This window comes from Bacillota bacterium (genome assembly GCA_030705925.1).
Taxonomy (GTDB): Bacteria; Bacillota; Clostridia; order Oscillospirales; family Feifaniaceae; genus JAUZPM01.
Window position 1 is genome coordinate 1 of record JAUZPM010000035.1, and the last position, 21,198, is coordinate 21,198.

The 21,198-nt window shown below is 39.1% G+C and carries 22 protein-coding genes and 2 tRNA genes; 14 read left to right on the plus strand and 10 right to left on the minus strand.

All coding sequences use genetic code 11. The features are described from left to right. Positions 1-25 precede the first annotated feature (25 nt). The 3 genes from rsmA to Q8865_06745 all read right to left on the minus strand — a co-directional run bounded on the left by rsmA (position 26) and on the right by Q8865_06745 (position 2,290). Positions 26-913, minus strand: a complete 888-nt coding sequence (gene rsmA / locus Q8865_06735) for a 16S rRNA (adenine(1518)-N(6)/adenine(1519)-N(6))-dimethyltransferase RsmA (protein MDP4153114.1) — start codon at positions 911-913, stop codon at positions 26-28. Continuing rightward, positions 897-1,304, minus strand: coding sequence for a cytidine deaminase (cdd, locus tag Q8865_06740; GenBank protein ID MDP4153115.1), 408 nt, complete (start codon positions 1,302-1,304; stop codon positions 897-899). The genes rsmA and cdd overlap by 17 nt, the downstream gene beginning before the upstream one ends. A 77-nt stretch (positions 1,305-1,381) precedes the next feature. Further along, positions 1,382-2,290, minus strand: a complete 909-nt coding sequence (locus Q8865_06745; GenBank protein MDP4153116.1) for a M14 family metallocarboxypeptidase — start codon at positions 2,288-2,290, stop codon at positions 1,382-1,384. Positions 2,291-2,629: 339 nt separating this feature from the next. Between Q8865_06745 and Q8865_06750 the strand changes: the two genes are divergently transcribed. Further along, positions 2,630-4,024 carry a 2-isopropylmalate synthase gene (locus Q8865_06750; GenBank protein ID MDP4153117.1) on the plus strand — a complete coding sequence of 465 codons (1,395 nt, stop codon included), beginning with the start codon at positions 2,630-2,632 and terminating at the stop codon, positions 4,022-4,024. After that, positions 4,021-4,683 carry a GntR family transcriptional regulator gene (locus tag Q8865_06755; GenBank protein MDP4153118.1) on the plus strand — a complete coding sequence of 221 codons (663 nt, stop codon included), beginning with the start codon at positions 4,021-4,023 and terminating at the stop codon, positions 4,681-4,683. The genes Q8865_06750 and Q8865_06755 overlap by 4 nt, the downstream gene beginning before the upstream one ends. A 74-nt stretch (positions 4,684-4,757) precedes the next feature. Here the strand turns inward: Q8865_06755 and Q8865_06760 are convergent, their stop codons facing one another. Next, on the minus strand, positions 4,758-5,708 hold the full coding sequence (locus Q8865_06760) for an ROK family protein (GenBank protein MDP4153119.1): 951 nt from the start codon (positions 5,706-5,708) through the stop codon (positions 4,758-4,760). 153 nt (positions 5,709-5,861) lie between these two features. Here Q8865_06760 and Q8865_06765 point away from each other — a divergent pair, with 153 nt between their 5' ends. After that, on the plus strand, positions 5,862-7,358 hold the full coding sequence (locus Q8865_06765) for a phosphomannomutase/phosphoglucomutase (GenBank protein MDP4153120.1): 1,497 nt from the start codon (positions 5,862-5,864) through the stop codon (positions 7,356-7,358). A gap of 19 nt (positions 7,359-7,377) precedes the next feature. Next, positions 7,378-8,214: a DegV family protein gene (locus tag Q8865_06770; GenBank protein ID MDP4153121.1), complete on the plus strand. Its 837-nt coding sequence runs from the start codon at positions 7,378-7,380 to the stop codon at positions 8,212-8,214. 70 nt (positions 8,215-8,284) lie between these two features. On the opposite strand, the gene Q8865_06775 is transcribed toward Q8865_06770, so the two are convergent. The 5 genes from Q8865_06775 to Q8865_06795 all read right to left on the minus strand — a co-directional run bounded on the left by Q8865_06775 (position 8,285) and on the right by Q8865_06795 (position 12,106). Beyond that, positions 8,285-8,623, minus strand: a complete 339-nt coding sequence (locus Q8865_06775) for a P-II family nitrogen regulator (GenBank protein ID MDP4153122.1) — start codon at positions 8,621-8,623, stop codon at positions 8,285-8,287. 25 nt (positions 8,624-8,648) lie between these two features. Then, the gene (locus tag Q8865_06780) at positions 8,649-10,220 is read right to left on the minus strand and encodes an ammonium transporter (GenBank protein ID MDP4153123.1); all 1,572 of its coding nucleotides are present in this window, start codon (positions 10,218-10,220) and stop codon (positions 8,649-8,651) included. Positions 10,221-10,250: 30 nt separating this feature from the next. Further along, complete coding sequence (locus Q8865_06785) at positions 10,251-10,544, minus strand: hypothetical protein (GenBank protein MDP4153124.1); 294 nt, start codon at positions 10,542-10,544, stop codon at positions 10,251-10,253. 500 nt (positions 10,545-11,044) lie between these two features. Further along, positions 11,045-11,671, minus strand: a complete 627-nt coding sequence (gene nth, locus Q8865_06790; protein MDP4153125.1) for an endonuclease III — start codon at positions 11,669-11,671, stop codon at positions 11,045-11,047. Between the two features lie 60 nt (positions 11,672-11,731). Then, positions 11,732-12,106, minus strand: a complete 375-nt coding sequence (locus Q8865_06795) for a hypothetical protein (GenBank protein MDP4153126.1) — start codon at positions 12,104-12,106, stop codon at positions 11,732-11,734. Between the two features lie 135 nt (positions 12,107-12,241). Here Q8865_06795 and Q8865_06800 point away from each other — a divergent pair, with 135 nt between their 5' ends. The 10 genes from Q8865_06800 (at position 12,242) to Q8865_06845 (ending at position 20,468) form a co-directional block, all read left to right on the plus strand. Continuing rightward, complete coding sequence (locus tag Q8865_06800) at positions 12,242-13,519, plus strand: glutamate-5-semialdehyde dehydrogenase (protein ID MDP4153127.1); 1,278 nt, start codon at positions 12,242-12,244, stop codon at positions 13,517-13,519. A 17-nt stretch (positions 13,520-13,536) separates the two neighbouring features. Beyond that, positions 13,537-13,893 (plus strand): cell division protein ZapA, encoded by a 357-nt coding sequence (locus Q8865_06805; GenBank protein MDP4153128.1) that lies wholly within the window; start codon positions 13,537-13,539, stop codon positions 13,891-13,893. After that, positions 13,883-15,694 (plus strand): U32 family peptidase, encoded by a 1,812-nt coding sequence (locus tag Q8865_06810; GenBank protein MDP4153129.1) that lies wholly within the window; start codon positions 13,883-13,885, stop codon positions 15,692-15,694. Before Q8865_06805 ends, Q8865_06810 begins: the two co-directional genes overlap by 11 nt. A 12-nt stretch (positions 15,695-15,706) precedes the next feature. Continuing rightward, a complete protein-coding gene (gene dut, locus Q8865_06815) occupies positions 15,707-16,141 on the plus strand; it encodes a dUTP diphosphatase (protein MDP4153130.1) in 435 nt (144 codons plus the stop codon). Between the two features lie 10 nt (positions 16,142-16,151). After that, positions 16,152-16,727, plus strand: a complete 576-nt coding sequence (locus Q8865_06820; protein ID MDP4153131.1) for a Maf family protein — start codon at positions 16,152-16,154, stop codon at positions 16,725-16,727. Positions 16,728-16,739: 12 nt separating this feature from the next. Next, positions 16,740-17,591, plus strand: a complete 852-nt coding sequence (gene mreC / locus Q8865_06825; protein ID MDP4153132.1) for a rod shape-determining protein MreC — start codon at positions 16,740-16,742, stop codon at positions 17,589-17,591. A 14-nt stretch (positions 17,592-17,605) separates the two neighbouring features. Continuing rightward, entirely contained in the window at positions 17,606-18,121 is a 516-nt protein-coding gene (mreD, locus tag Q8865_06830; GenBank protein ID MDP4153133.1) for a rod shape-determining protein MreD, read from the plus strand. Between the two features lie 11 nt (positions 18,122-18,132). Continuing rightward, positions 18,133-20,214 carry a penicillin-binding protein 2 gene (mrdA, locus tag Q8865_06835; protein MDP4153134.1) on the plus strand — a complete coding sequence of 694 codons (2,082 nt, stop codon included), beginning with the start codon at positions 18,133-18,135 and terminating at the stop codon, positions 20,212-20,214. 70 nt (positions 20,215-20,284) lie between these two features. After that, positions 20,285-20,373, plus strand: a tRNA-Leu gene (locus Q8865_06840). Positions 20,374-20,391: 18 nt separating this feature from the next. Then, positions 20,392-20,468 (plus strand) — tRNA-Met (locus Q8865_06845). Positions 20,469-20,830: 362 nt separating this feature from the next. On the opposite strand, the gene Q8865_06850 is transcribed toward Q8865_06845, so the two are convergent. Beyond that, positions 20,831-21,198: hypothetical protein (locus Q8865_06850; protein ID MDP4153135.1), on the minus strand; the 368-nt coding region annotated here is incomplete at its 5' end.

The window sequence follows — 21,198 nt, forward strand, 5'->3', positions numbered from 1 at the left end:
CTCTCTAAAATCTCTGAAATTATAGTTAACTATTTTTATATAAAACATCGCTTAAGTTTGCATAGTCGTGAAGAGTCAATCTTTCGCCTCGTATATCTGGTGGAAGTCCCAAGTGTTCTATTGCAGACACTATATTTTCACGTGGCATCCCAAGTGAATTAGAAAGCGCATTTAAGAGTGTTTTGCGACGCTGTAAAAATGCAGATTTAATGATTAAAAACATCTTTTCAGCCGAATAAGGCCTTACCGGCGGTTCATTTAATAGACTAAGACGCACCACAGATGAATCAACCTTAGGCGCTGGCATAAAACTTGACGCCGGAACCTCAAAAAGGTAGCCAGCTTTTGCAAAATACGCAACTGCAAATGTAATTGCTCCGCAGTCTTTACCGCCTGGGTTTGAGCAGAGTCTCTGAGCTACTTCTTTTTGAACCATAACAGTGATAGAAGTAATCGGAAGCTTGGATTCAAGCAGGTGCATGATAATCGGAGTTGTTATATAGTACGGCAGGTTAGCACAGAATTTAATATCTGTGATTCCATAGGAAATAAACTCATTGTTTATAATATTTTGAAGATCAATTTTCATGGCATCGCCATGAAGGATTTTTATGTTATCAAATTTGCCAAGCGTATATGAAAGAACAGGTAAAAGCGTCTTATCAAGTTCAATTGCCACAACTTTTAAGGCGTTAGTGCACAATTCATAGGTCAGGCTCCCAATCCCGGGACCGATTTCTATAACCCCGGTATTTTTGTCTACACCGGCCTCTAAGGCGATTCTTCTTGGTATTTCACTGTCAATTATAAAATTTTGTCCCAGCGATTTTGTAAATTTAAATCCAAATCGGTTTTGAATATCACGAATAGCCTTAAAGCTGCAATAGGGATTAGTTTCAATATTTTCCATCATACGATTTGAACATATGAGAAAAAATATCTGACAGGAGATTGCGCTCATAATCGCCGTCTCCATTGACAGATATTATCTCTATGTCTTCTCCAAATTCAGAAATAAATTGTCTGCATATTCCGCAGGGATAACAAAAATCTTTATCGCCTGCTATTGCAATAGCCTTAAATTTTCGTTCGCCGTTAGAAACTGCAGCTACTATCGCGCTTCTTTCCGCACATATGGTCGCACCTAGGGAAGCATTTTCAACATTTGATCCTAAATATACATTACCATTGTCAGTAAGCAGCGCAGCACCAACTCTAAAGCGAGAATATGGGCAATAGGCATTTTCTTTTGCCAATGCTGCTTTGTTAATTAATGATTTTACAGATTGTTCATCTAATTCCACGGTATTTATCACCTATCAATTGCAGTTCAACAAATTTCCCCATGTAATACTATATCATGCTAAAATCAACATTTCAATTAAAAATCAGGTGAAATAAATAAAATTTCTTCAATTTTTTTGTATATGGCATCAAGATCTGTAAGGGGCAGGGGATTTTGTCCCAGTCCGACTTCAATAGTATATGCAGGTTTTTTAAATTCTGAAATAAACCAATCTTTAAAACCTCCATGGCTAGCAATTCCCGTCGGGCTTGAAAGCGTATATCCGGATATACGGGAGTATAGTTCTCCGATTGCTCGTGCGCCTGAAGGCTCGACTCCACAGTACTCCCAATAAATCTCCTGTCCCTGGGAATGAAAAGCTATAGCTTGATTGAAATCAATAGCTCTGCAGAGTGAACAAACAGCTTGAACTTCAGGTTCACTTTCTGGATATTCGCCGCAGTATCTGGTTGAACCTGGACCCAGTATGCCATATTCCTGTTCCATAGCCTTAGCATCATGCCACCCAGCATTGTAATTGTGATTTAGGTCTACACCTCTTGCATTTGCCTGCCACTTTGAAAAATCGCCGCCGCTCATACGTTTTAACCGTTCTTCAAGCGGGTTTTCTTTTCCTATGCCATGCTGAACAAGTTCGACTCCGTCTGGATTTAACATAGGGACAATAAATATACTGCTTTTTTCAGATTGGGACTTAATGCAATGGCGAAAACGACGTGCATTTGACTTATATAAAATGCAATATTCCTCAACAAATTTGAGCAGAAGCATAGAAGTTATCCACTCTAGTGAATGATGTGTTCCTATGTATAAAACTTTTTTTTCACCATTGCCGAGGCGAATTAGTGGGAGTTCTCGTCCTAAAATACTTGTGCCAATACTCAAAATTTCAATAAAAGAATAACGTTCTTTTAATTTTTCAAGTGTACGCATCATTGTATTGTAATCCATAGGATTTTCAATGTTTAATATCTTTTCCTGCATAATAACACCCCTTTCCTTCATTATATGAAGAAAAATGAATTCTGCCTATAAATAAACTAAAGAAGCAGGCGGGGGGGTGCCTGCTTCTTTAGTAATGGGTGGATTATGAAAAAAGTATTCAAGGACATTATCATAATAGCAGACAATTATTAACTGCCAATAGACAATTTATAAAGAATCATTTAACAAACTATGAACATAATAATCCTTTTTATATAAAATGTTCTTGACAGTTACTTATGTGCATAGTATTATAACACCATAGTATTATTGTATACAATAGTACATTTTATAAAATGCAAAAATTAATCCCGTACAAACGGTGGAAAGGAGTTTTTTATGGCAATAGAACTCAGTAAAAACACCAATCTTTTAGAGCAGGACCCTTATAAATATCAACTTCAGGATGTACCGGAACCTAATTTGTTCAGGGAAATATATCCGTATTCTGAGGTACCGAAGATTCCTTTTAATTTCCGCCGTGTGCCTATGAACATGCCAAAAGATATTTGGATTACTGATACCACATTCCGTGATGGGCAGCAGTCACGTACCCCGTATTCTGTTGAGCAGATGGTACATATTTATAAACTGCTGGGCAGGCTTGGGGGACCGAAAGGACTTATAAGACAAACTGAATTTTTTGTATATAGTGAGAACGATAGACGCGCTGTGGAGAAGTGCATGGAACTTGGACTTAAGTTCCCTGAAGTAACAACATGGATCCGCGCTTCAAAAAATGATTTTAGACTCGTGAAAGATATTGGAATAAAAGAAACAGGGATTCTCGTCAGCTGTTCAGACTATCATATTTTTAAAAAATTAAACATGACTCGCCGGCAGGCAATGAATCATTATCTCGGGGTTGTTGCCGATGCGTTTGAGGCCGGGCTCCGTCCCCGCTGCCATCTTGAAGATATAACACGCGCAGATTTTTATGGTTTTGTCGTTCCGTTTGTGAACGAGCTCATGGATATGTCGAGAGAAGCGCATATTCCTGTAAAAATCCGTGCATGCGATACTATGGGATATGGTGTGCCGCATTCGGGAGTATCGCCGCCTAGAAGCGTGCCGGGTTTGGTTTATGGCCTTCAGCACTATTCTGGGGTTCCTTCAGAGATGCTTGAATGGCATGGACATAATGATTTTTACAAGGGCGTTGCAAATGCAAGTGTTTCATGGCTATACGGTGCTTCCGCAGTAAACTGTTCCCTTCTAGGGATAGGAGAAAGGACAGGAAACATTCCGCTTGAAGCAATGGTATTTGAATACGCTTCTCTACGCGGAACGTTTGATGGCATGGATCCTACGGCGATTACTGAAATTGCCGATTATTATGAAAATGAAATCGGATATGAAATTCCGCCGATGACTCCTTTTGTCGGAAAACATTTTAATGTTACACGTGCCGGCATACATGCTGATGGATTGCTAAAAGACGAGGAGATATATAATATTTTCGATACCGCAAAAATTCTAAATCGCCCTGCTTCTGTAACTGTAAGTCAGGTTTCAGGTCTTGCCGGTATAGCGTATTGGATGAATAACTACTACCGTTTAATTGAGGATAAAAAGTTAACAAAAAAAGATCCTATAATTGAAGCCCTTAAAAATTATGTTGACGAACAATATGCAAATGGACGTCAGACTATTATCAGTGAAGAGGAATTAGTTGAACAGGTTGAATTGTTCGCGCCCGGTAAGTATTCCGTGCAGAAGGTGAAATATGAATGAAAAAACTAGGAGGAATCGCTGATAACAATTCTCTTAGAATGCAGGTATTCAAAGAAATTGAGATGGCGATTTTAAACGGCACGTTCTCGCCGGGTGATAGTCTGACGGAAATAAAATTATCGGAACAGCTTGGCGTAAGCAGAACTCCTGTGCGTGATGCACTCCATCAGCTTGAACTTGAGGGACTGGTAAAAAATATACCTAACAAAGGTGCTGTAGTAGTTGGAGTATCTGAAAAGGATATCGAAGATATTTATACTATCCGGATGCATATAGAGGGGCTTGCAGCCAGATGGGCTGCACAGAATATCACAGACGAAGAGATTGGTGAACTAAGGGAAATTGTTGAGCTTCAGGAGTTTTATGTAAGCCGCGAAGATCCTCTTCAGGTCTGGCAACTGGACGGCAAGTTCCATGAACTGTTATACGAATCAAGCAGAAGCCGTCCGCTTAAACAAACGCTGTCTCAATTCCACCATTATATTCAAAAGGCAAGGGAAGTTTCTATTAAGACTGCAAACCGTGCCGAGATAGCAGTAAAGGAACACCGTGATATTTTGACCGCGATTGCGGAACATGACGGAGAACGCGCAGAGGAGCTTACAAGAGAACATATTATAAGCGCTAAGAATAATTTGCTTAGGATAATTCACGAATAATGTAATACAACGTCTTGCTTATACAAAAAGTAAAGGTACATGGATAATCCATGTACCTTTATTAAATATATTAATTACATTGAGAGTGCAGCTGCACCAATAATTCCGGCATCGTTTCCGAGCTGCGCCTTTTCGATTTTAGCAAGTTTCATACCATCAGGACCTGCATAGCAAAAACTGTAAGTTTTTTCACGGAGAGGTTTTAATAAATATTCGCCTTCACCGGATATACCACCGCCTATAAGTATGATTTCAGGCTGAAATATATTAATTACATCACCAAGGCCATAAGCTATATACGTTATATACTGGTCAACAATTTGTGCAGCAGGCTTGTCACCCTGTTGTGCTGCGGCAAAAGCTGTACGCCCGTTGCATTTTTCAAGATCGTTTTCGCAGATATGCCACATCAATGACTCTGGATGTTTGCCCATTTGTTCTTTGGTCTGATTAATAAGGGCAGAGGCTGATGCATACTGTTCCCAGCATCCACGTCTTCCGCAGTTGCATTGGATCCCGTCAAATTTTATTATAGAATGTCCCATTTCGACAGCGCCGCCGTTGAAACCTTCATATATTTTGCCGTCAATTATAACCCCTGCTCCGACTCCAGTACCTAGTGTCACGGTGACGGCATAGCGATAGCCTTTTGCCCCGCCGCAGAATACTTCGCCAAGTGCAGCAACATTAGCGTCATTACCGACGAAAACAGGTTTTTTAAGCAGTTTTTCCATCTCTTGTTTCATTGGCACATTATGGAAGCCAAGGTTGTTCGCAAAAGTGATAATTCCAGTCCCAGGCTGAACTGTCCCGGGGGTGCCGATTCCAATGCCACTAATATCTTCAAATGATATGTTATTTTCCTTGCAGACTTTAAGACAGCTTTCCGCCATATCTTTGATTATTTCATTATAATGTCTTGATGCCTGGGTTTTTATTGAGTTTTTAGCAACAATTTTACCTTGTTGATCTACAACTCCAGTTGCAATATTTGTTCCTCCTAAATCAATACCTATGAAATACATATAGTTTACCCCTCTCAAATTATGATACATAATTTAATATTATAGGGAAAATTATATTTCTATTCAAGTCAAAAGTATTAAAATATCCTTGAGTTATTTGATTTTATATACTATAATATCTATATTGAATAAACAGTTTACAAGGAGTCTAAGATGAGTTTATCAAAGGAATGGGCTGCATTAAAAAATGGAAGCGATATCCGAGGGGTTGCATCAGAGGGGATTGAAGGTATGACTGTCAACCTGACTGATGAGACGATCGGCCGCATAGCAGCTGGCTTTGTTATATGGGTTGAGAAAAAACTAAACAAAACTGACGACCTTACTTTGGCAGTTGGCCATGATAGCAGAATATCCGCCCAACGCATAAAGAAGGTTTGCATAGACAGTTTTACATCTGCAGGTGTCAAAGTATTGGACTGTGGCCTTTGTACAACTCCTGCAATGTTTATGACATGTGTAGATAAAAACGTAAATGCAGATGCCTCTCTGATGATAACTGCCAGCCACTTGCCCTTTAATAGAAATGGGTTAAAATTTTTTACTGCATCAGGCGGACTTGAAAGCAGTGATATTACAGAGATACTGGAATATGCTCAGGCTAATGTACATGCAGAACAAAGTAAAGGACAAGTTGTTAGATTAGACTACATATCTGCATACTCTAAATTTATACTGGATAAAATTATATCGGAAACGGGAGAAAGCAAACCCCTTGCAGGTTTTAAAATAGCACTAGATGCGGGTAATGGGGCCGGGGGATTTTATGCAAAAGAAGTTTTAGAGCCTCTTGGGGCAGATATTTCGGGAAGCGTTTTTCTTGACCCTGATGGAATGTTTCCAAACCATGTCCCCAATCCAGAGGACAAATCGGCTATGGATGCGATATCTAAAGCTGTTATCGATTCAAAGTCTGATTTAGGCATTATTTTTGATACAGATGTTGACCGCGCTGCCGTTGTTGACGAGACTGGAAGAGAAATAAATAAAAATAGATTGATTGCTCTTATTTCCGCAATTCTGTTAGAAGATAAACCTGGTGAAACAATTGTTACAGATTCGGTTACTTCCACAGGGTTAAAGTATTTCATTGAAGAAGAGTTAAAAGGTAAGCATCATCGTTTTAAGCGTGGTTACAGGAACGTTATTAACGAAGCAATCAGATTAAATGAAGATGGAATATCGTGTCCGCTCGCGATTGAGACCAGCGGACATGCAGCGATGCGTGAAAATTATTTTCTTGATGACGGAGCTTATCTTGTTACTAAAATCCTTATAAAAATGATCAGGCTTTCAAAAGAAGGCAAAAAACTTTCTGATTTAATTGTTAGTTTAAAAGAAGCAAAGATTTCTAAAACTTTTAGACTTCCAATAAAAGCAGAGGATTTTAAAGCTTACGGAGAAAAGATATTAAAAGATTTCTCAGATTATGTTGATAATATACCTGAGCTTACACCTGAAACTCATAATTTTGAAGGGGTCCGCGTTAATTGTTTCGGCGGATGGTTTTTACTTCGTATGTCTCTTCATGACCCAATAATGCCGCTTGATCTTGAGGCGGATAGTGAGGAAGAGGCATACAAAATGATAAAAATTTTTTCCGGATTTTTAGAAACGTATAAATTTTTAGATATTACGTCAATTCTATAGAAAAAATGGAGCTGGTAAAATGAGTACAACGATAATTACAGATGGATGCTGTGATTTGCCGCCGGAATTATGCGAAGCGTTAAATGTCGATATTTCACCTTTAACAATTAGTATAGAAAATGAAGAATTTTTAGATGACGGACATCTTGATATACGTAAATTGCTTCATTCCCTAGCGACACACAAGGAAGCTCCTAAAACTGCATGTCCTGCACCAGATGAATATCTAAAAAGATTTAAAAAATCAAATGAAAGTTTTTGCGTAACACTGTCAAGCAGGCTGTCCGGATCATATAACAGTGCAAAATTTGCTCAGGATATCCTTGCGGAGGAAGAGCCAACTAAACGCACGCACGTTTTTGATTCTCTAAGTGCCTCTGCGGGGCAGGTGCTGCTTGTGCTGAAAATTCGGGAATTTATTGATAATAAAATTGATTTTGATACGATAGTAGAAAAGATAAATGCTTTTATAAAAGAGATGAAAACATATTTTGTTCTTGAAAATCTCGAAACTCTTATGAAAAGCGGACGCATGAGTAAAATCACTGGTTTAATAGCGGCAACTCTTTCACTTAGACCAATTATGGGCAGCGACGGTGATGGACGAATTAAATTATATGAAAAGATCAGAGGAACAGAGCGCGCTCTTATTCGACTTGCAGAAATGATAGGGGAGCAGGGAATGAACCTTAAAGAACGCATCCTTGTAATTTCACATTGTAATGACAAAGAACGCGCGGAATTTTTTAAAGAGGAAGTTAAAAAAAGGCACACCTTTAAAGATATCATAATTGTTGAAACAGGTGGCACGAGCACTGTTTTTGCAAATCAGGGCGGACTTGTTATTGCATTTTAATTTATTTCCGGGAAAATACAAAAAGCTGGTATTGAACTCAATACCAGCTTTATTAATTGTGTAATTGAATTTAAAGAGCAAGATCGCCGCTTTCACCGGTTCTAATCCTAACTGCGTTGTCAATAGTTGACACAAATATTTTTCCGTCACCTATATTTCCAGTCTTACCTGTTTTTGCGATTACTGAAACAATTTCATCAACTAAATTATCATTGATTACTATTTCTATTTTTATTTTGGGAAGAAGATTTAAACTAATCTCAGTTCCACGGTAAAACTTTTTTTGCCCTTTTTGGTTGCCGAAACCAAGTACCTGCATAATAGTCATACCCTTAATATCGAGATGATTTAAAGCCTCTTTTATTTCATCAAATTTTTCTGGTTTGATTATAGCTTCAACTTTCTTCATATGTAAACCCTCCTCAATTATAATATTAGACTGATACTTTAACTTTATTTGATTGTTTTACTTCAGCATTGTCGGGAGAAAACGAATCAAGCTCTGATTTAACAACAAGAAAATCAGGATAAGCATAAGCACCCATTTCGTCAAGATCAAGGCCTTCCAGCTCGACTTCGGGGTTGACCCTTAAACCATGTACCTTGTCAAGGAATTTAAACCAGATGTAAGAAACGCCGAAGCCCCAAACTATCAATACGCCGAAGCAAATCAGCTGAGCGAGAAATTGACCCGCATCGCCAAAGAATAAGCCTTTAACACCGCCTGCAACTCCGTTTATTCCGTCGCCATATGAACCATCTGCAAACAAACCAAGGGCTAAAACACCCCAGCTGCCATTTACGCAGTGAACTGAGATTGCCCCGACTGGATCATCAATTTTTAATTTATTTTCAACAAAAGAAACGCTTATACAAACAAGGATTCCTGAAATAAGTCCGATTATAAATGATGAAATTGCATTCACAAAGGCACAGGGTGCCGTTATTGCAACGAGTCCGGCAAGTGCGCCGTTTGCAGTCATTGAAGGATCTGGTTTGCCGAATTTAGCCCACATGTAGAACATAGCGGCAAGTCCGCCGATAGCGCCGGCTATCATTGTGTTGGTTGCAACTACTGCAAGTCTGAAGTCGCCAGCGTTAAGTGTAGAACCTGCGTTAAACGAGAACCAGCAGAAAAACAGGACGATTGTGCCTATTATAGCCATTGGGATATCGTGGCCTGGGAATGCACGTGCTGTTCCGTCTTTTCTGAATTTACCTATACGGGGACCGATTACAATTGCACCCGCTAATGCCATCATTCCTCCCATTGTATGAACAACCGCTGAACCTGCAAAGTCAACCGCGCCGTGACCAATACCAAAGTTTTTACCTAGCGTTGACATCCAGCCGCCGCCCCACATCCAGTTGCCGAAAAGAGGATAGTAAAACATTGAAACAAAGAAAGAAGAAATTACAACAGCTGAATATTTAACGCGCTCTGCCATAGACCCGGTTGGAATCGTAACTGTCGTATCCATAAACACCATCTGGAAGAAGAACAATGCATAAATTCCGGCATCATAAGTGCCGCCGCTTTGTAGGAAAAAGCCTTTATAACCTAGTATGCCGCCAAGACCCGGAATTGATAGCATTCCGTTTAAAACAGATCCGCCAGTTCCAAGACCAGCAGCCCCGCCCGAACCGCCGAACTGAAGTGCAAAACCGACTAAGAAATAACCTATTGCACCGACTAAGAAAACCATGAAATTCATTGTCATCGTATGCGCAGCATTTTTTGCACGGCAGAAGCCTGTTTCAACCATTGCGAATCCGCACTGGAAGAAGAAAACCATAAAGCCTGTGATCATGACCCATACAAAGTTGGCACTGTACTGGGCCTTGCTTGCTGCAACAGCTACATCTGAAATTGTTTCCTGCCCTGTTGATGTTGCATAGGATGCTCCTGTTGGATCTGCTCCGGCAGCCATAGCTACGCCTGCAAATACCATCATAAGAATTGAGATCAGGAACACCAATCGTAAACCCTTAAACTTTTTTTTCATACTTACTCCTCCATTAATATAATAATTAAATTATCTGCTTTTTAATGTCTTTCTTTTGCGGAAGTTGCTCCATGAAAAGATCGATGTCGGTTTGTAGACTTCTGAACTGAGTTTTTTTACCGATATGAAATAGCGTAAACCAAGGTATGCCACAAGAAGCCCAAAAACTAAACCAGGCATATTCGTATTAATAATCTTAAAACTTAAATTGCTAATTGCACTGTATATACAAAAGAAAATACCTGATATTGTTATCAACACAGAGGTTACATAAAGAAGAGCGATTATTATTAATTTATTACCTGCTACCTTTTGATTTTTCATACTAATACTCCTTACCGTGATACAAACCTAGACGATTTGAAATTTAGAAGATTCATATACTATACCGGCGGAACAAATAAATATAAGAATTGACCGCCGGCCAAGTATATAAGATTAACTTACCATAGCCTTTCTTAAAGACTGAATTCGTTATTTTCGTCAACATCGCTACCCCCATTCATTAATTCTGCTAACAAAAAAGACGCCGATTCACTTGTAGTGGATCTGGCGTCTTTGCCATATATAAAAAAACACCTAATTCACTTTTTAGTGAATTAGGCGACATTGCCTGATTTAATTTAAATAAAAAAGGCGCGAGCTCTTAATTGAACTCGGCGCCCTTGCCTTATTTATTATAACACTTATAAGATATCACATATAAAATTAGATTTCAATACTAAATTTTAAAAAATTAAAATTTATGTAAAAATATATAAAATAGATGTGCCTACAGTACACCTGTTATATAATATGTAACAGTAATTCTTGTTGTTACTCGGTTACTGTATTTTTGGACATAAATCAGAAATGGGACATTTATCACAACTAGGTTTTCTTGCGGTGCAGTATTGCCTGCCGAACAAGACCAGCCTGTGACAAAAGTCCGAAGACTTTTGTGGAGGAATAATTTCTTTTAAAGATAGTTCAACTTTATACGGATCTTGAGAATTTGCAAAACCAAGCCTATTGGAAATACGAATGCAGTGAGTATCCGCAACGATTGCCGGTTTTCCGTAAATATCACCAAGCAAAAGATTTGCTGATTTTCTGCCTACCCCAGGAATTTTTAACAGGTCGTCAATATTATCCGGAATAGTGCCGTTATATTTATTAATAAGCATGGTTGCAGCGTCCTTAATATTCCGAGCTTTCGTTTTATAAAAGCCGCAGGCTTTCACATCCTCTGATAATTCGCTTAAATCACATTCTGCAAAAGAGGATAGGGTAGGGTATTTTTTAAAAAGAGATTCTGTAACAATATTTACACGCGCATCAGTACATTGGGCGGATAGGCGTACAGAAATTAAAAGCTCATGCGGCTTAGTATATTTAAGAGAGCAAATAGCGTAAGGATAAACAGACTCAAGAGCGGCAATTATTGCATCCGCTCTTTCTTTAATATTCATTTTCATCACCATTTTTATAATATCATAAAAACAGTTAAATTTGAACTGGAATTATGTACACTATGGTTCCTGGATTATAAATCTGTCAAAGAAATCATCAGGTATTATTCCTTCAGAATTATTATTGCAGGTATTATTATCGCATTGACAGTGAGTATTGTTGGTAAAAAAGTCCACCGCAGTTACGCGATTGGGAAAAACATCAACAGTTCTTTTGTTATCGCAAAATATACAAGTGTAGCTTCCTTCCCTCAGACAGCTGAACCTAGCTGTACCGGTTTCATCAGTGCAACGTCGTGCTACACATTGTCCGCAATCATCGAGAAGCAAAATTTTTTGACCTGTAAGCTGGACGTTTGTTCCCGCGATTTTAACAGCGCAGGAAATAGCCCCCGTTTCTTCTGCTTCTGTGCGTTCGTTTCTTCGTCTGTACATAAGGATCCCTCCTATACAACATAATATTCAGATTTTCAGCCTATGTGAATTAAAGATTTTAATATTTTTATGTTTGACTTATGTAAACACAAATTATAATATATATAATAGAGTATATAAAAGGAGAAAGACTAAATGTCAGTAATTGAAAGCGCAAAAAATGCCTATGATGCTTCCTTAGTTTTATCTGCACTTTCAGGGGATGAAAAAAATCAGGTACTTCTAAGCATTATAGACGAATTATCTGAGCATGCGCAGGATATATTTACCGCTAACGAAATGGATATCGATAATGCAAAGCGCTCAGACCTAACTGCTCCTCTTTTAAAACGTTTGAAATTTGACGAATCGAAACTTCGCGGAGTAATTGAAGGATTGAGATCTTTAATAGAGCTTCCTGACCCAGTGGGAAATATAATAAGTAAAACGGAACTTGCCGAGGGTATGATTATGCATAAAGTAAGCTGCCCGATTGGCGTAATAGGCGTGATTTTTGAATCTCGCCCTGACGCTCTGGTGCAGATTGCGTCGCTATGCATTAAGAGCGGTAATGCAGTAATACTTAAAGGTGGAAGCGAGGCGGCTTTTACCAACAGGGTTCTCACCCAAGTTATTTTAAACGCTATAAGGGATCGTGATCTCCCAGACGGCTGTATAACGCTTCTTGAAACAAGAGCAGATGTTGCCGAAATGCTTAAATGTGACGAGTATATAGACTTGATTATTCCGAGAGGCTCAAATTCATTTGTCCGCTATATTATGGAAAACTCTCATATACCAGTCATGGGTCATGCTGACGGCATTTGTCATGTTTATGTTGACAAAGATGCAGATATCGATATGGCAGTGAATATTATCGTTGATTCAAAGACTCAGTATGTTGCTGTTTGCAATGCGGCTGAAACGATGCTGGTTCATAAAGATATAGCAAATGCTTTTTTGCCAAAGTCAGCCCAAGCGCTTAAAGACAAAGGGGTTACACTTAGAGGTGACGAACATACATTAGATATAATAGAAGCGGAACCAGCAACTGAGCAAGATTGGGGGACAGAATATCTCGATTATATATTGTCAATTAAAATAGTCGAAAATGTTGACGAGGCCATTAAACATATCAACCACTATGGCTCAGGTCATACTGATGCAATTGTGACATCAAATACGGAAACGGCTGAAATTTTCTTAAACAGGGTTGATTCAGCAGATGTATTTTTAAACTGCTCCACTCGATTTGCTGACGGATTCCGTTTTGGATTCGGTGCTGAGGTCGGCATATCAACAAACAAACTGCATGCCCGAGGCCCAGTTGGGCTTGAAGGGTTAACAATATACAAATACAAAGTTTACGGTAACGGGCAAATAGTATCGGACTTTGCAGATGGATCAAAAAAATTCACCCATAAAAAAATATAGCTTATGGAGGGGATAGTATGAAAAACAGGGTAGCAGTAAAAATAATGGATACCACATATTACATTCTTGCAGATGAATCTGAAGATTATATCGAAAAAATAGCTAAGGTAGTTGATAAGAAAATCAAAGAAATTATGGATTTAAATGAAAAAACTTCCATAACAATGGCCGCAGTATTGACTGCCTTTAATCTTTGCGATGAGGTGCAGAAAACGCAAGATACTGCTGAGAACCTACGTGAACAACTGCGCAGCTATCTTGAAGATGTCGGACGTCATAAGCAGGAGGCGGATGACGCAAGACGTGAAATTATGCGTTTGCAGAATGAGATAGCACATCTTAAGATGCAACTTACAAAAACAAATGCAGAATGACCCAATAGAGATTCTTTCTCCTGCAGGCAGTTTTGAGGCAGTATTCGCGGCGGTTAAAAACGGTACAGATGCCGTTTATTTTGGCGCGCCTGCATTCAGCGCAAGGGCATATGCAAAAAACCTGTCAATTGATGAGTTTTTCGCAGCTTGCTCTTATTGCAAAGAGAATAATGTAAAAGTACATATTACTCTAAACACTCTTTTGACGGATAGAGAACTAAAAGGTGCCCTTGAAGTCGCCGATGCGGCAAAACAGGCGGACGCTGCAGCAATCATAGTTCAAGATCTAGGGCTTGCCAAACTGATCAAACAGAATTTCCCTACAATTGCGCTGCACGGGAGTACCCAAATGTCTATCCATAGCTTAGATGGCGCAAAAGAACTATCTGAAATGGGGTTTTCAAGGGTTGTTCTTGCAAGAGAACTTCCGTCCGCAATGATAGAGTATATAACAAAAAATGCAGGCATCGAGACTGAGGTCTTTGGACATGGAGCATTATGCTATTCTTATTCAGGTCAATGCCTGATGAGTGCAGTAATAGGGCAGAGAAGTGGAAACAGAGGCAGATGTGCTCAGCCATGCCGGCTTCCTTATTGCGTTGACGGGAAAAAAGATTATATCATGTCACTCAAAGATTTATGTCTAGTAAATATAATGCAGGATCTTAAGCGAATGGGTGTTGCCTCTGTTAAAATTGAAGGAAGGATGAAGCGACCGGAATATGTAAGTGCATCCACGCGAATATATCACAAAGCGGTAATAGGAGAGCAGATCTCGAAACAAGATATCAGAAATCTTGAGATATTATTTTCACGCAGTGGATTCACCCAGAGTTATTTTGAGGATAAAAAAGGCAAGCAAATGCTTGGAATAAAGGCAGATAATGAAAATTCCGAGTATAATTCTATTTTAAAGTCTGAACGCTCGACTTATGAAAAAGATTTTAACAATTACAAGATAGAGACTAAGAGAAGCTTTATGCCAAGCTTAATTAACATAAACTTTCCTGTTAGAAAGAAAATATTAAATAGGCCAATCTTAAATTGCTTTTTTCAAACTGCCGAACAGGCTAAAAAATCGGTTCGCTTGGCAGATGCCCTTTATCTGTCTGCAAATGAAATTATTAAAATAGCTGACGAATTTGATTCGGGAAAGCTTGGCGTTATATTTCCAAAGATCATATTTGATAACGAACTAAAAAAATATGCAGAATTATTACAAAAAGTAAATAGTCTAGGAATAAGATCTGCATATTTAGAAAACCTTGGACAATTTGAACTTGCAAAAAAATCAGGGTTTACTATTCTGACGGGGTTAGGACTAAATTGTTATAACAGCCTATCTATAGAGTTGCTTTATTCACTTGGAGCAGGTAATGTTACTATCTCATGTGAGAACAGTTTTCCTCAAATAAGAGATATGAATGCTTCAGTTCCTGTTGGCATCTTTGCTTATGGCAGGCTTCCTCTTATGACTACTGAGAATTGCGTCATGCGAAACACCAGCAGATGCGAAGGAAAAGGAACATGCCAGTTGCCATCACAGATAATTGACAGGAGGGGTGAACGCTTTCCTGTGTTTTCTTTAGCTAATTGTAGAAATGTCATATATAACTCAAAAAAAATATATCTTGCTGATAAACTTAATGGATTAAAAAAGCTTCCGCTGTCGTTTTATAATCTGCACTTTACTGATGAAAGCGGAAACACATGTGCTGAAATTATCGCAGCTTATAAAGGCGGGTCCGATAGGCGTCCGACAGATTTTACAAGAGGTTTGTATAATAAAGGTGTTGAGTGATAGGATGGTAAAATGGAACTAAAAATAAAAAAGTTATGTGATGAGGCAAAAGTGCCTTTTTACGCCACAGAAGGGTCTGCCGGGATGGATTTATCCGCGTGCATAAGGGAAGCAGTCACAGTCAAACCGCTCGAAAGGGTTACCCTTCCTACAGGTATAGCGGTTAAATTGCCGGAAGGCACTGTGGGGCTAGTGTTTGCCCGAAGCGGACTTGCTGTAAAACATGGAATTACTCTTTCAAACAGCGTTGGAGTAATTGACAGTGATTATACTGGTGAAATTAAGGTTGGGGTTGTAAATCTATCAGATAAACCGTATGCCATACAGCCGGGCGACAGAATTGCCCAGCTTGCAGTAATGCCATATTTTCGATGCGAAACTGAAGTTTCAGATAATTTGGAGAAAACGTTACGCGGAAGCGGAGGATTTGGTTCATCAGGAAGATAGGAGGTCAAAGATGTCTATAATACTTGCATCGAAGTCACCGCGCAGGAAAGAACTTCTTTCTATGCTTGGTGTTAAATTTGATATATGCGTCTCGAATGAAGACGAATCAATTAATCCCGAGCTAACATATGAAGAGCTCGTCAAAGACATCGCATTAAAGAAAGTTTTAGCGGTAAAACGTTCTGCAAATATATCAGATGATCTGATAATAGGCGCGGATACTATTGTGGTATGTAATGGTGAGATATTTGGAAAGCCAAAAGACCAAAATGATGCTCGCAGGATGCTTACTGCACTTTCAGGAAATCGGCATGAAGTCTATTCGGGAATTGCTGCAATATACAAAGGGAATACGGCTTGTGATGCCGAGCGTACAGAGGTATTCTTTAGGACGCTGTCCAACAAAGAAATCGATAGTTATATAAAAACTGGCGAACCTATGGATAAGGCGGGTGCTTATGGAATTCAAGGATTGGGTTCAGTCTTTATAAGACGTATTGAAGGCGATTTTTTTAATGTTATGGGTCTGCCGCTATGTAAACTTACTGAAATGATAAAAAACGAATTTGGAGTAACATTATATTAATTAGGAGAAATCATGAGAGATTTTCTTAAAAATCCATATATAATAGCACTGCTTATAATAAGTGCCTTGCTTCTCAGCCTGATGGCATATTCAGCTGCGGCTGCAGGAAATATGAGCATTGTTCAAAATGTATTAGGTACGATTGTATCTCCGCTTCAAAAAGGGGCGTCTAAGGTAAAAAATGTTGCTGGTGACAAGCTTTCATATTTTACTAAATTCGATGCGCTTAACATTGAAAATACAAAATTGAAAGAGCAGTTAAGAACTGAACAAGCTGACACTCGTCAGCTTGAACAGCTTAAAATAGAAAATGAACAGTTAAAGAAATATATAGGTTTACATGATACACATCCAAGCTGGAAAATGGAACATGGCGAAGTTATATCAAGAGAGCCTGGAAGTTACTTAAGTTCTTTTACAATTGATAAAGGAACGCTTCATGGGGTTGCAGTAGGTAATGTTGTAATGACGTCTGAAGGATTTGCAGGAGTCGTTTACGAAGTAGGAATTAATTTTGCGAAGGTGTCGACAGTTATAGAAGAAGGAAACCCGATTGGAGGCATTGTGTCCCGCACCAGAGATGCGGGCATTGTTGAAGGTGATGGAAATCTGAAGAAGAACGGGCTATGTAAACTTTCTCTGCTGCCAAGCGAGCAAAGTGCCGCCGCAGGCGACGTTATAGAGACATCTGGCTTAGGAGGAATGTTTCCAAAGGGCTTAGTTATTGGGCGTGTCGTTGAAGTTGGACTTGATAAAGACGGTATTTCATACTACGCTTCCGTCAAACCGGTTGCAGATCTAAAAAATCTAAGGGATGTAATGGTAATAACATCTTATAATGAAGAAATTGCCGAAAATAAATAAGGGTAGGGATATTAATGAGTGAAAAAAGTTTAATACTTTCCCGTGTTTCGGCATTTACATTATTAGCAGTTTTTGCTTTTCTCTTTCAAACTTGTTTTGCTACAGATTTATCTATATATGGAGTCGTACCTTCTATTTTAATACCATGTGCGATTTTAGTTGGAATGACAGGCGGTATTAGAACAGGAATGATATTCGGGGTAATGCTTGGCCTCCTATGTGATGCCACAACGACACGACTTTTTGGCTATTATGCGCTAATTCTTTTGTTCGCGGGGTTTATTGCAGGATTTTTAATTCAATCCACATTGTGGGACACAATGACTGCAGCGTTTGTAATTTACATCGGTTTCTATATGGTTATGATTGTTGTTGCAGCGCTTGTTGTGCTTCTCGTTGGAAGCGGGTTATCTTACCTTGGTGAAATTGCCCGAGATTTACTTTTACAAATGGCATATTCATTTATTTTTATACCGCCTGTATTTTACTTGTGCAGGGAGATAAGGAATCGTTATTATAAAGAGGATTAACCGGAGGAAACATGAACGATCGAAATCTAACTGATAAATATAAAGGAAGACTGATTTTTTTAGCGGTTTTAGTTTTTTTAGCTGCAGCTGGTATGATTGGACGGTTAGTAAATATTCAAATAGTAAATGGAGCCGATTATGCCGAACGAGCAAATCGAAAAATTACGAGAACGGTAAATGTATCTGCTCCGCGTGGGAAAATACTGGATAGGTATGGCCGACCCCTTGTAACTAATAGAATGGGGTTTCAGGTCGTTTTGAATAAAGTGTTTTTGCCCGCTGATTCTCAAAATGATATTATCTTAAAATTAATGGGAGAATTAAAACAAGAGACACTTACTTTTACGGATAGTCTGCCTGTAAGCAATTATCCGTATGACTTTAATAAAAGCGATGACCAGGATGAACAGACAAAGATTGATAAACAAATAAAAAAGTTAAAAAGCTTTGTTAATGTCGACGCTGGCGCAAATGCCGGCGAAACGATGACTGCTTTATATAAAAAGTATAAACTTGAAAATTTTTCGCCTGAAAATGCGCGGTTAGTAGCCGGAGTTAGGTATGAAATGGATAACCGTTCTTTCAGCGCGACAAATCCATTTATTATTGCTACGGATGTCGATACCTCTGTTGTTACAGTTTTAAAAGAGCGGTATACTGAATTCCCTGGTATAGAGGTTCAGGCAAACACAGTAAGACAATATACTTCGCCAGGCATACTTTCGCATATTTTGGGAAGAGTAGGAAGCATTTATAAAGACGAAGCTGACGATTATATCAATAAAGGTTATGATCTTAGCGATATTGTAGGCAAAGATGGAATCGAAAAGACTATGGAACAATATTTGCGTGGCACCGCGGGGGAAAGTGTAATTGAACAGACAAGCCGGGGTAAAACAACATCATCAAATGATGTAAAACAACCTATATCCGGCAGTGATGTTGAACTTACTATAGATAAGAGGCTTCAGGAAGCCGCAGAAGCTTCTCTGGCAAAGAATGTTCAGAACATAGCTGTTAGGGGCAGAACTCGCGCGGAAAGAGCAGGGGCTGATGTTAATGGTGGTGCAGCTGTTGCAATTGACGTTAAAACCGGTGAGGTTTTAGCAATGGCATCTTACCCCACTTTTGATCTAACGAATTTTATGGCTGATTACCAGAATTTAATTAACGATAAAAAAAGGCCAATGTTTAATCGTGCAATAGGCGGAACATATGAGCCGGGTTCAACTTTTAAGATGGCAACGGCTTTAGCAGGACTTGAGACAGGAGCGATTAGCACAGCGACTACTGTGAATTGTACAGGTAAATATGATTTTTATAAACCTCAGATATATTACTGTTGGATTTATACCGAATATGGGCGTGGGCACGGAACGACTGATGTTAGAAGAGCTCTTCAGGAATCCTGCAATATTTTCTTTTATAATACAGGCCGCCTAGTTGGAATAGATAGACTCAATGAGTGGTGCACAAAGCTAGGTTTAGGACAAAAAACGGGTATAGAACTTCCTGGAGAGGCAACTGGAATATTAGCAGGGCCATCTGAACGAGAGAAAAGCGGTCAGCGATGGTACGGAGGCGATACGCTCCAAGCTGCAATAGGTCAGTCTGATAATCTGTTTTCGCCTCTGCAAATTGCAAATTATGTTGCAACAGTAATAAATGGCGGAACAAGGTATAAACCGCATATTGTTAAGAGCATTCAATCGCCTGACGGAAAAGGTACATCTAAAGTAACACAGCCGGAAGTTGCTGAAAAAATAAATATAAAAGAAAACAATTACAGGGCTATATTGGATGGTATGCGTTCAGCAGCAGAGGTTGGCACGGCATCGTCGGTATTTAAAAACTATCCGATTAAGGTGGGCGGCAAAACAGGTACAGCTTCGGTTGGAAGCGGTACTGCTAACGGCGTATTTGTTGCATTTGCCCCATTTGATAATCCCGAAATAGCGGTTGCTGTAATAGTTGAGCATGGTTCGAGCGGAAACAGTGTTGCTCCAGTGGCGCGCGACATTTTTGATGCGTATTTTGCAAAAAAAGCTGCAGACAATAAAGATTTGCCGCATGATAATACGCTTTTACCATAATTAAAAAATTGTTAAAAAAAGGATTTGACTTTAGAAATCCGCTGTGCTATACTAATTAAGCCGAAATCTTGCCGGAGTGGCGGAACTGGCAGACGCCCAGGACTTAAAATCCTGTGTGGGGCGACCCACGTACCGGTTCGATCCCGGTCTCCGGCACCATTTTTGTTTAATTAATATCGCGGAGTGGAGCAGTCCGGTAGCTCGTCGGGCTCATAACCCGAAGGTCGTAGGTTCAAATCCTGCCTCCGCAACCACTAAAAAACCCTGTAGCCATGCGGCTTACAGGGTTTTTCTTTATGTAAATATATATTTTAAATTATACGTTTCGCCCCATACTTTGCCCCATACCCAGTAAAAAATTGTCCTTTTACGGCAATTCTGCCCCATACCTTGAAACACAAGGGAATTTCTCGATTATAAATACTTATAAAATTAGCCGCTTCTTAATTGTAAGCGACTTTTTATTTTTAACCTAATTACGTATAGTGCTTGCTATTGAACAATATCTGTCCATCTGTCCACAGAGCCGATAAACTTAGCGGCAAAGTCAAAAAATACTGGACAGATCATAAAAAATCTGTCCAGTAGCTGTCCACTTGGGCAGATTACCTGTCCACTATTCGTTTTTTTCATCTTCAACGATTACTTTTCCGCCAATAAATTTTACACGTTTAGTTTTGGGTTCTTCACCTGGGGCTGCAGAGGTTCTCTCTCTTGTGTTATCAATAATTGCATCTATCAGTGTGTGTACGCGCTGCTTATGAAACATCTCTTTAATTGAATCATCATTTTTTCCATATAAAAATAAAACTCCCCTTTGTTTATCATATCCGGGGCGCTTATTTATAGGTGGAATGCCCGTTACTATTTGAAAGCATATCAAAAAGTCAATAAAATTTACATCGGATAAGAGTTGATTGAACGTATCGGTTAAGCTTCTTTTATCCTTTTCTTTATAATCATCAGGTATTTTTGTACCAGCAA

What these genes read in the sequence shown, in the direction of transcription:
- rsmA (MDP4153114.1), bottom strand. Translation starts at nt 913, where the DNA reads ATGATGGAAAATATTGAAACTAATCCCTATTGCAGCTTTAAGGCTATT.
- Q8865_06745 (MDP4153116.1), bottom strand. Translation starts at nt 2,290, where the DNA reads ATGCAGGAAAAGATATTAAACATTGAAAATCCTATGGATTACAATACA.
- Q8865_06750 (MDP4153117.1), top strand. Translation starts at nt 2,630, where the DNA reads ATGGCAATAGAACTCAGTAAAAACACCAATCTTTTAGAGCAGGACCCT.
- Q8865_06755 (MDP4153118.1), top strand. Translation starts at nt 4,021, where the DNA reads ATGAAAAAACTAGGAGGAATCGCTGATAACAATTCTCTTAGAATGCAG.
- Q8865_06760 (MDP4153119.1), bottom strand. Translation starts at nt 5,708, where the DNA reads ATGTATTTCATAGGTATTGATTTAGGAGGAACAAATATTGCAACTGGA.
- Q8865_06765 (MDP4153120.1), top strand. Translation starts at nt 5,862, where the DNA reads ATGAGTTTATCAAAGGAATGGGCTGCATTAAAAAATGGAAGCGATATC.
- Q8865_06770 (MDP4153121.1), top strand. Translation starts at nt 7,378, where the DNA reads ATGAGTACAACGATAATTACAGATGGATGCTGTGATTTGCCGCCGGAA.
- Q8865_06775 (MDP4153122.1), bottom strand. Translation starts at nt 8,623, where the DNA reads ATGAAGAAAGTTGAAGCTATAATCAAACCAGAAAAATTTGATGAAATA.
- Q8865_06780 (MDP4153123.1), bottom strand. Translation starts at nt 10,220, where the DNA reads ATGAAAAAAAAGTTTAAGGGTTTACGATTGGTGTTCCTGATCTCAATT.
- Q8865_06785 (MDP4153124.1), bottom strand. Translation starts at nt 10,544, where the DNA reads ATGAAAAATCAAAAGGTAGCAGGTAATAAATTAATAATAATCGCTCTT.
- nth (MDP4153125.1), bottom strand. Translation starts at nt 11,671, where the DNA reads ATGAATATTAAAGAAAGAGCGGATGCAATAATTGCCGCTCTTGAGTCT.
- Q8865_06795 (MDP4153126.1), bottom strand. Translation starts at nt 12,106, where the DNA reads ATGTACAGACGAAGAAACGAACGCACAGAAGCAGAAGAAACGGGGGCT.
- Q8865_06800 (MDP4153127.1), top strand. Translation starts at nt 12,242, where the DNA reads ATGTCAGTAATTGAAAGCGCAAAAAATGCCTATGATGCTTCCTTAGTT.
- Q8865_06805 (MDP4153128.1), top strand. Translation starts at nt 13,537, where the DNA reads ATGAAAAACAGGGTAGCAGTAAAAATAATGGATACCACATATTACATT.
- Q8865_06810 (MDP4153129.1), top strand. Translation starts at nt 13,883, where the DNA reads ATGCAGAATGACCCAATAGAGATTCTTTCTCCTGCAGGCAGTTTTGAG.
- dut (MDP4153130.1), top strand. Translation starts at nt 15,707, where the DNA reads ATGGAACTAAAAATAAAAAAGTTATGTGATGAGGCAAAAGTGCCTTTT.
- Q8865_06820 (MDP4153131.1), top strand. Translation starts at nt 16,152, where the DNA reads ATGTCTATAATACTTGCATCGAAGTCACCGCGCAGGAAAGAACTTCTT.
- mreC (MDP4153132.1), top strand. Translation starts at nt 16,740, where the DNA reads ATGAGAGATTTTCTTAAAAATCCATATATAATAGCACTGCTTATAATA.
- mreD (MDP4153133.1), top strand. Translation starts at nt 17,606, where the DNA reads ATGAGTGAAAAAAGTTTAATACTTTCCCGTGTTTCGGCATTTACATTA.
- mrdA (MDP4153134.1), top strand. Translation starts at nt 18,133, where the DNA reads ATGAACGATCGAAATCTAACTGATAAATATAAAGGAAGACTGATTTTT.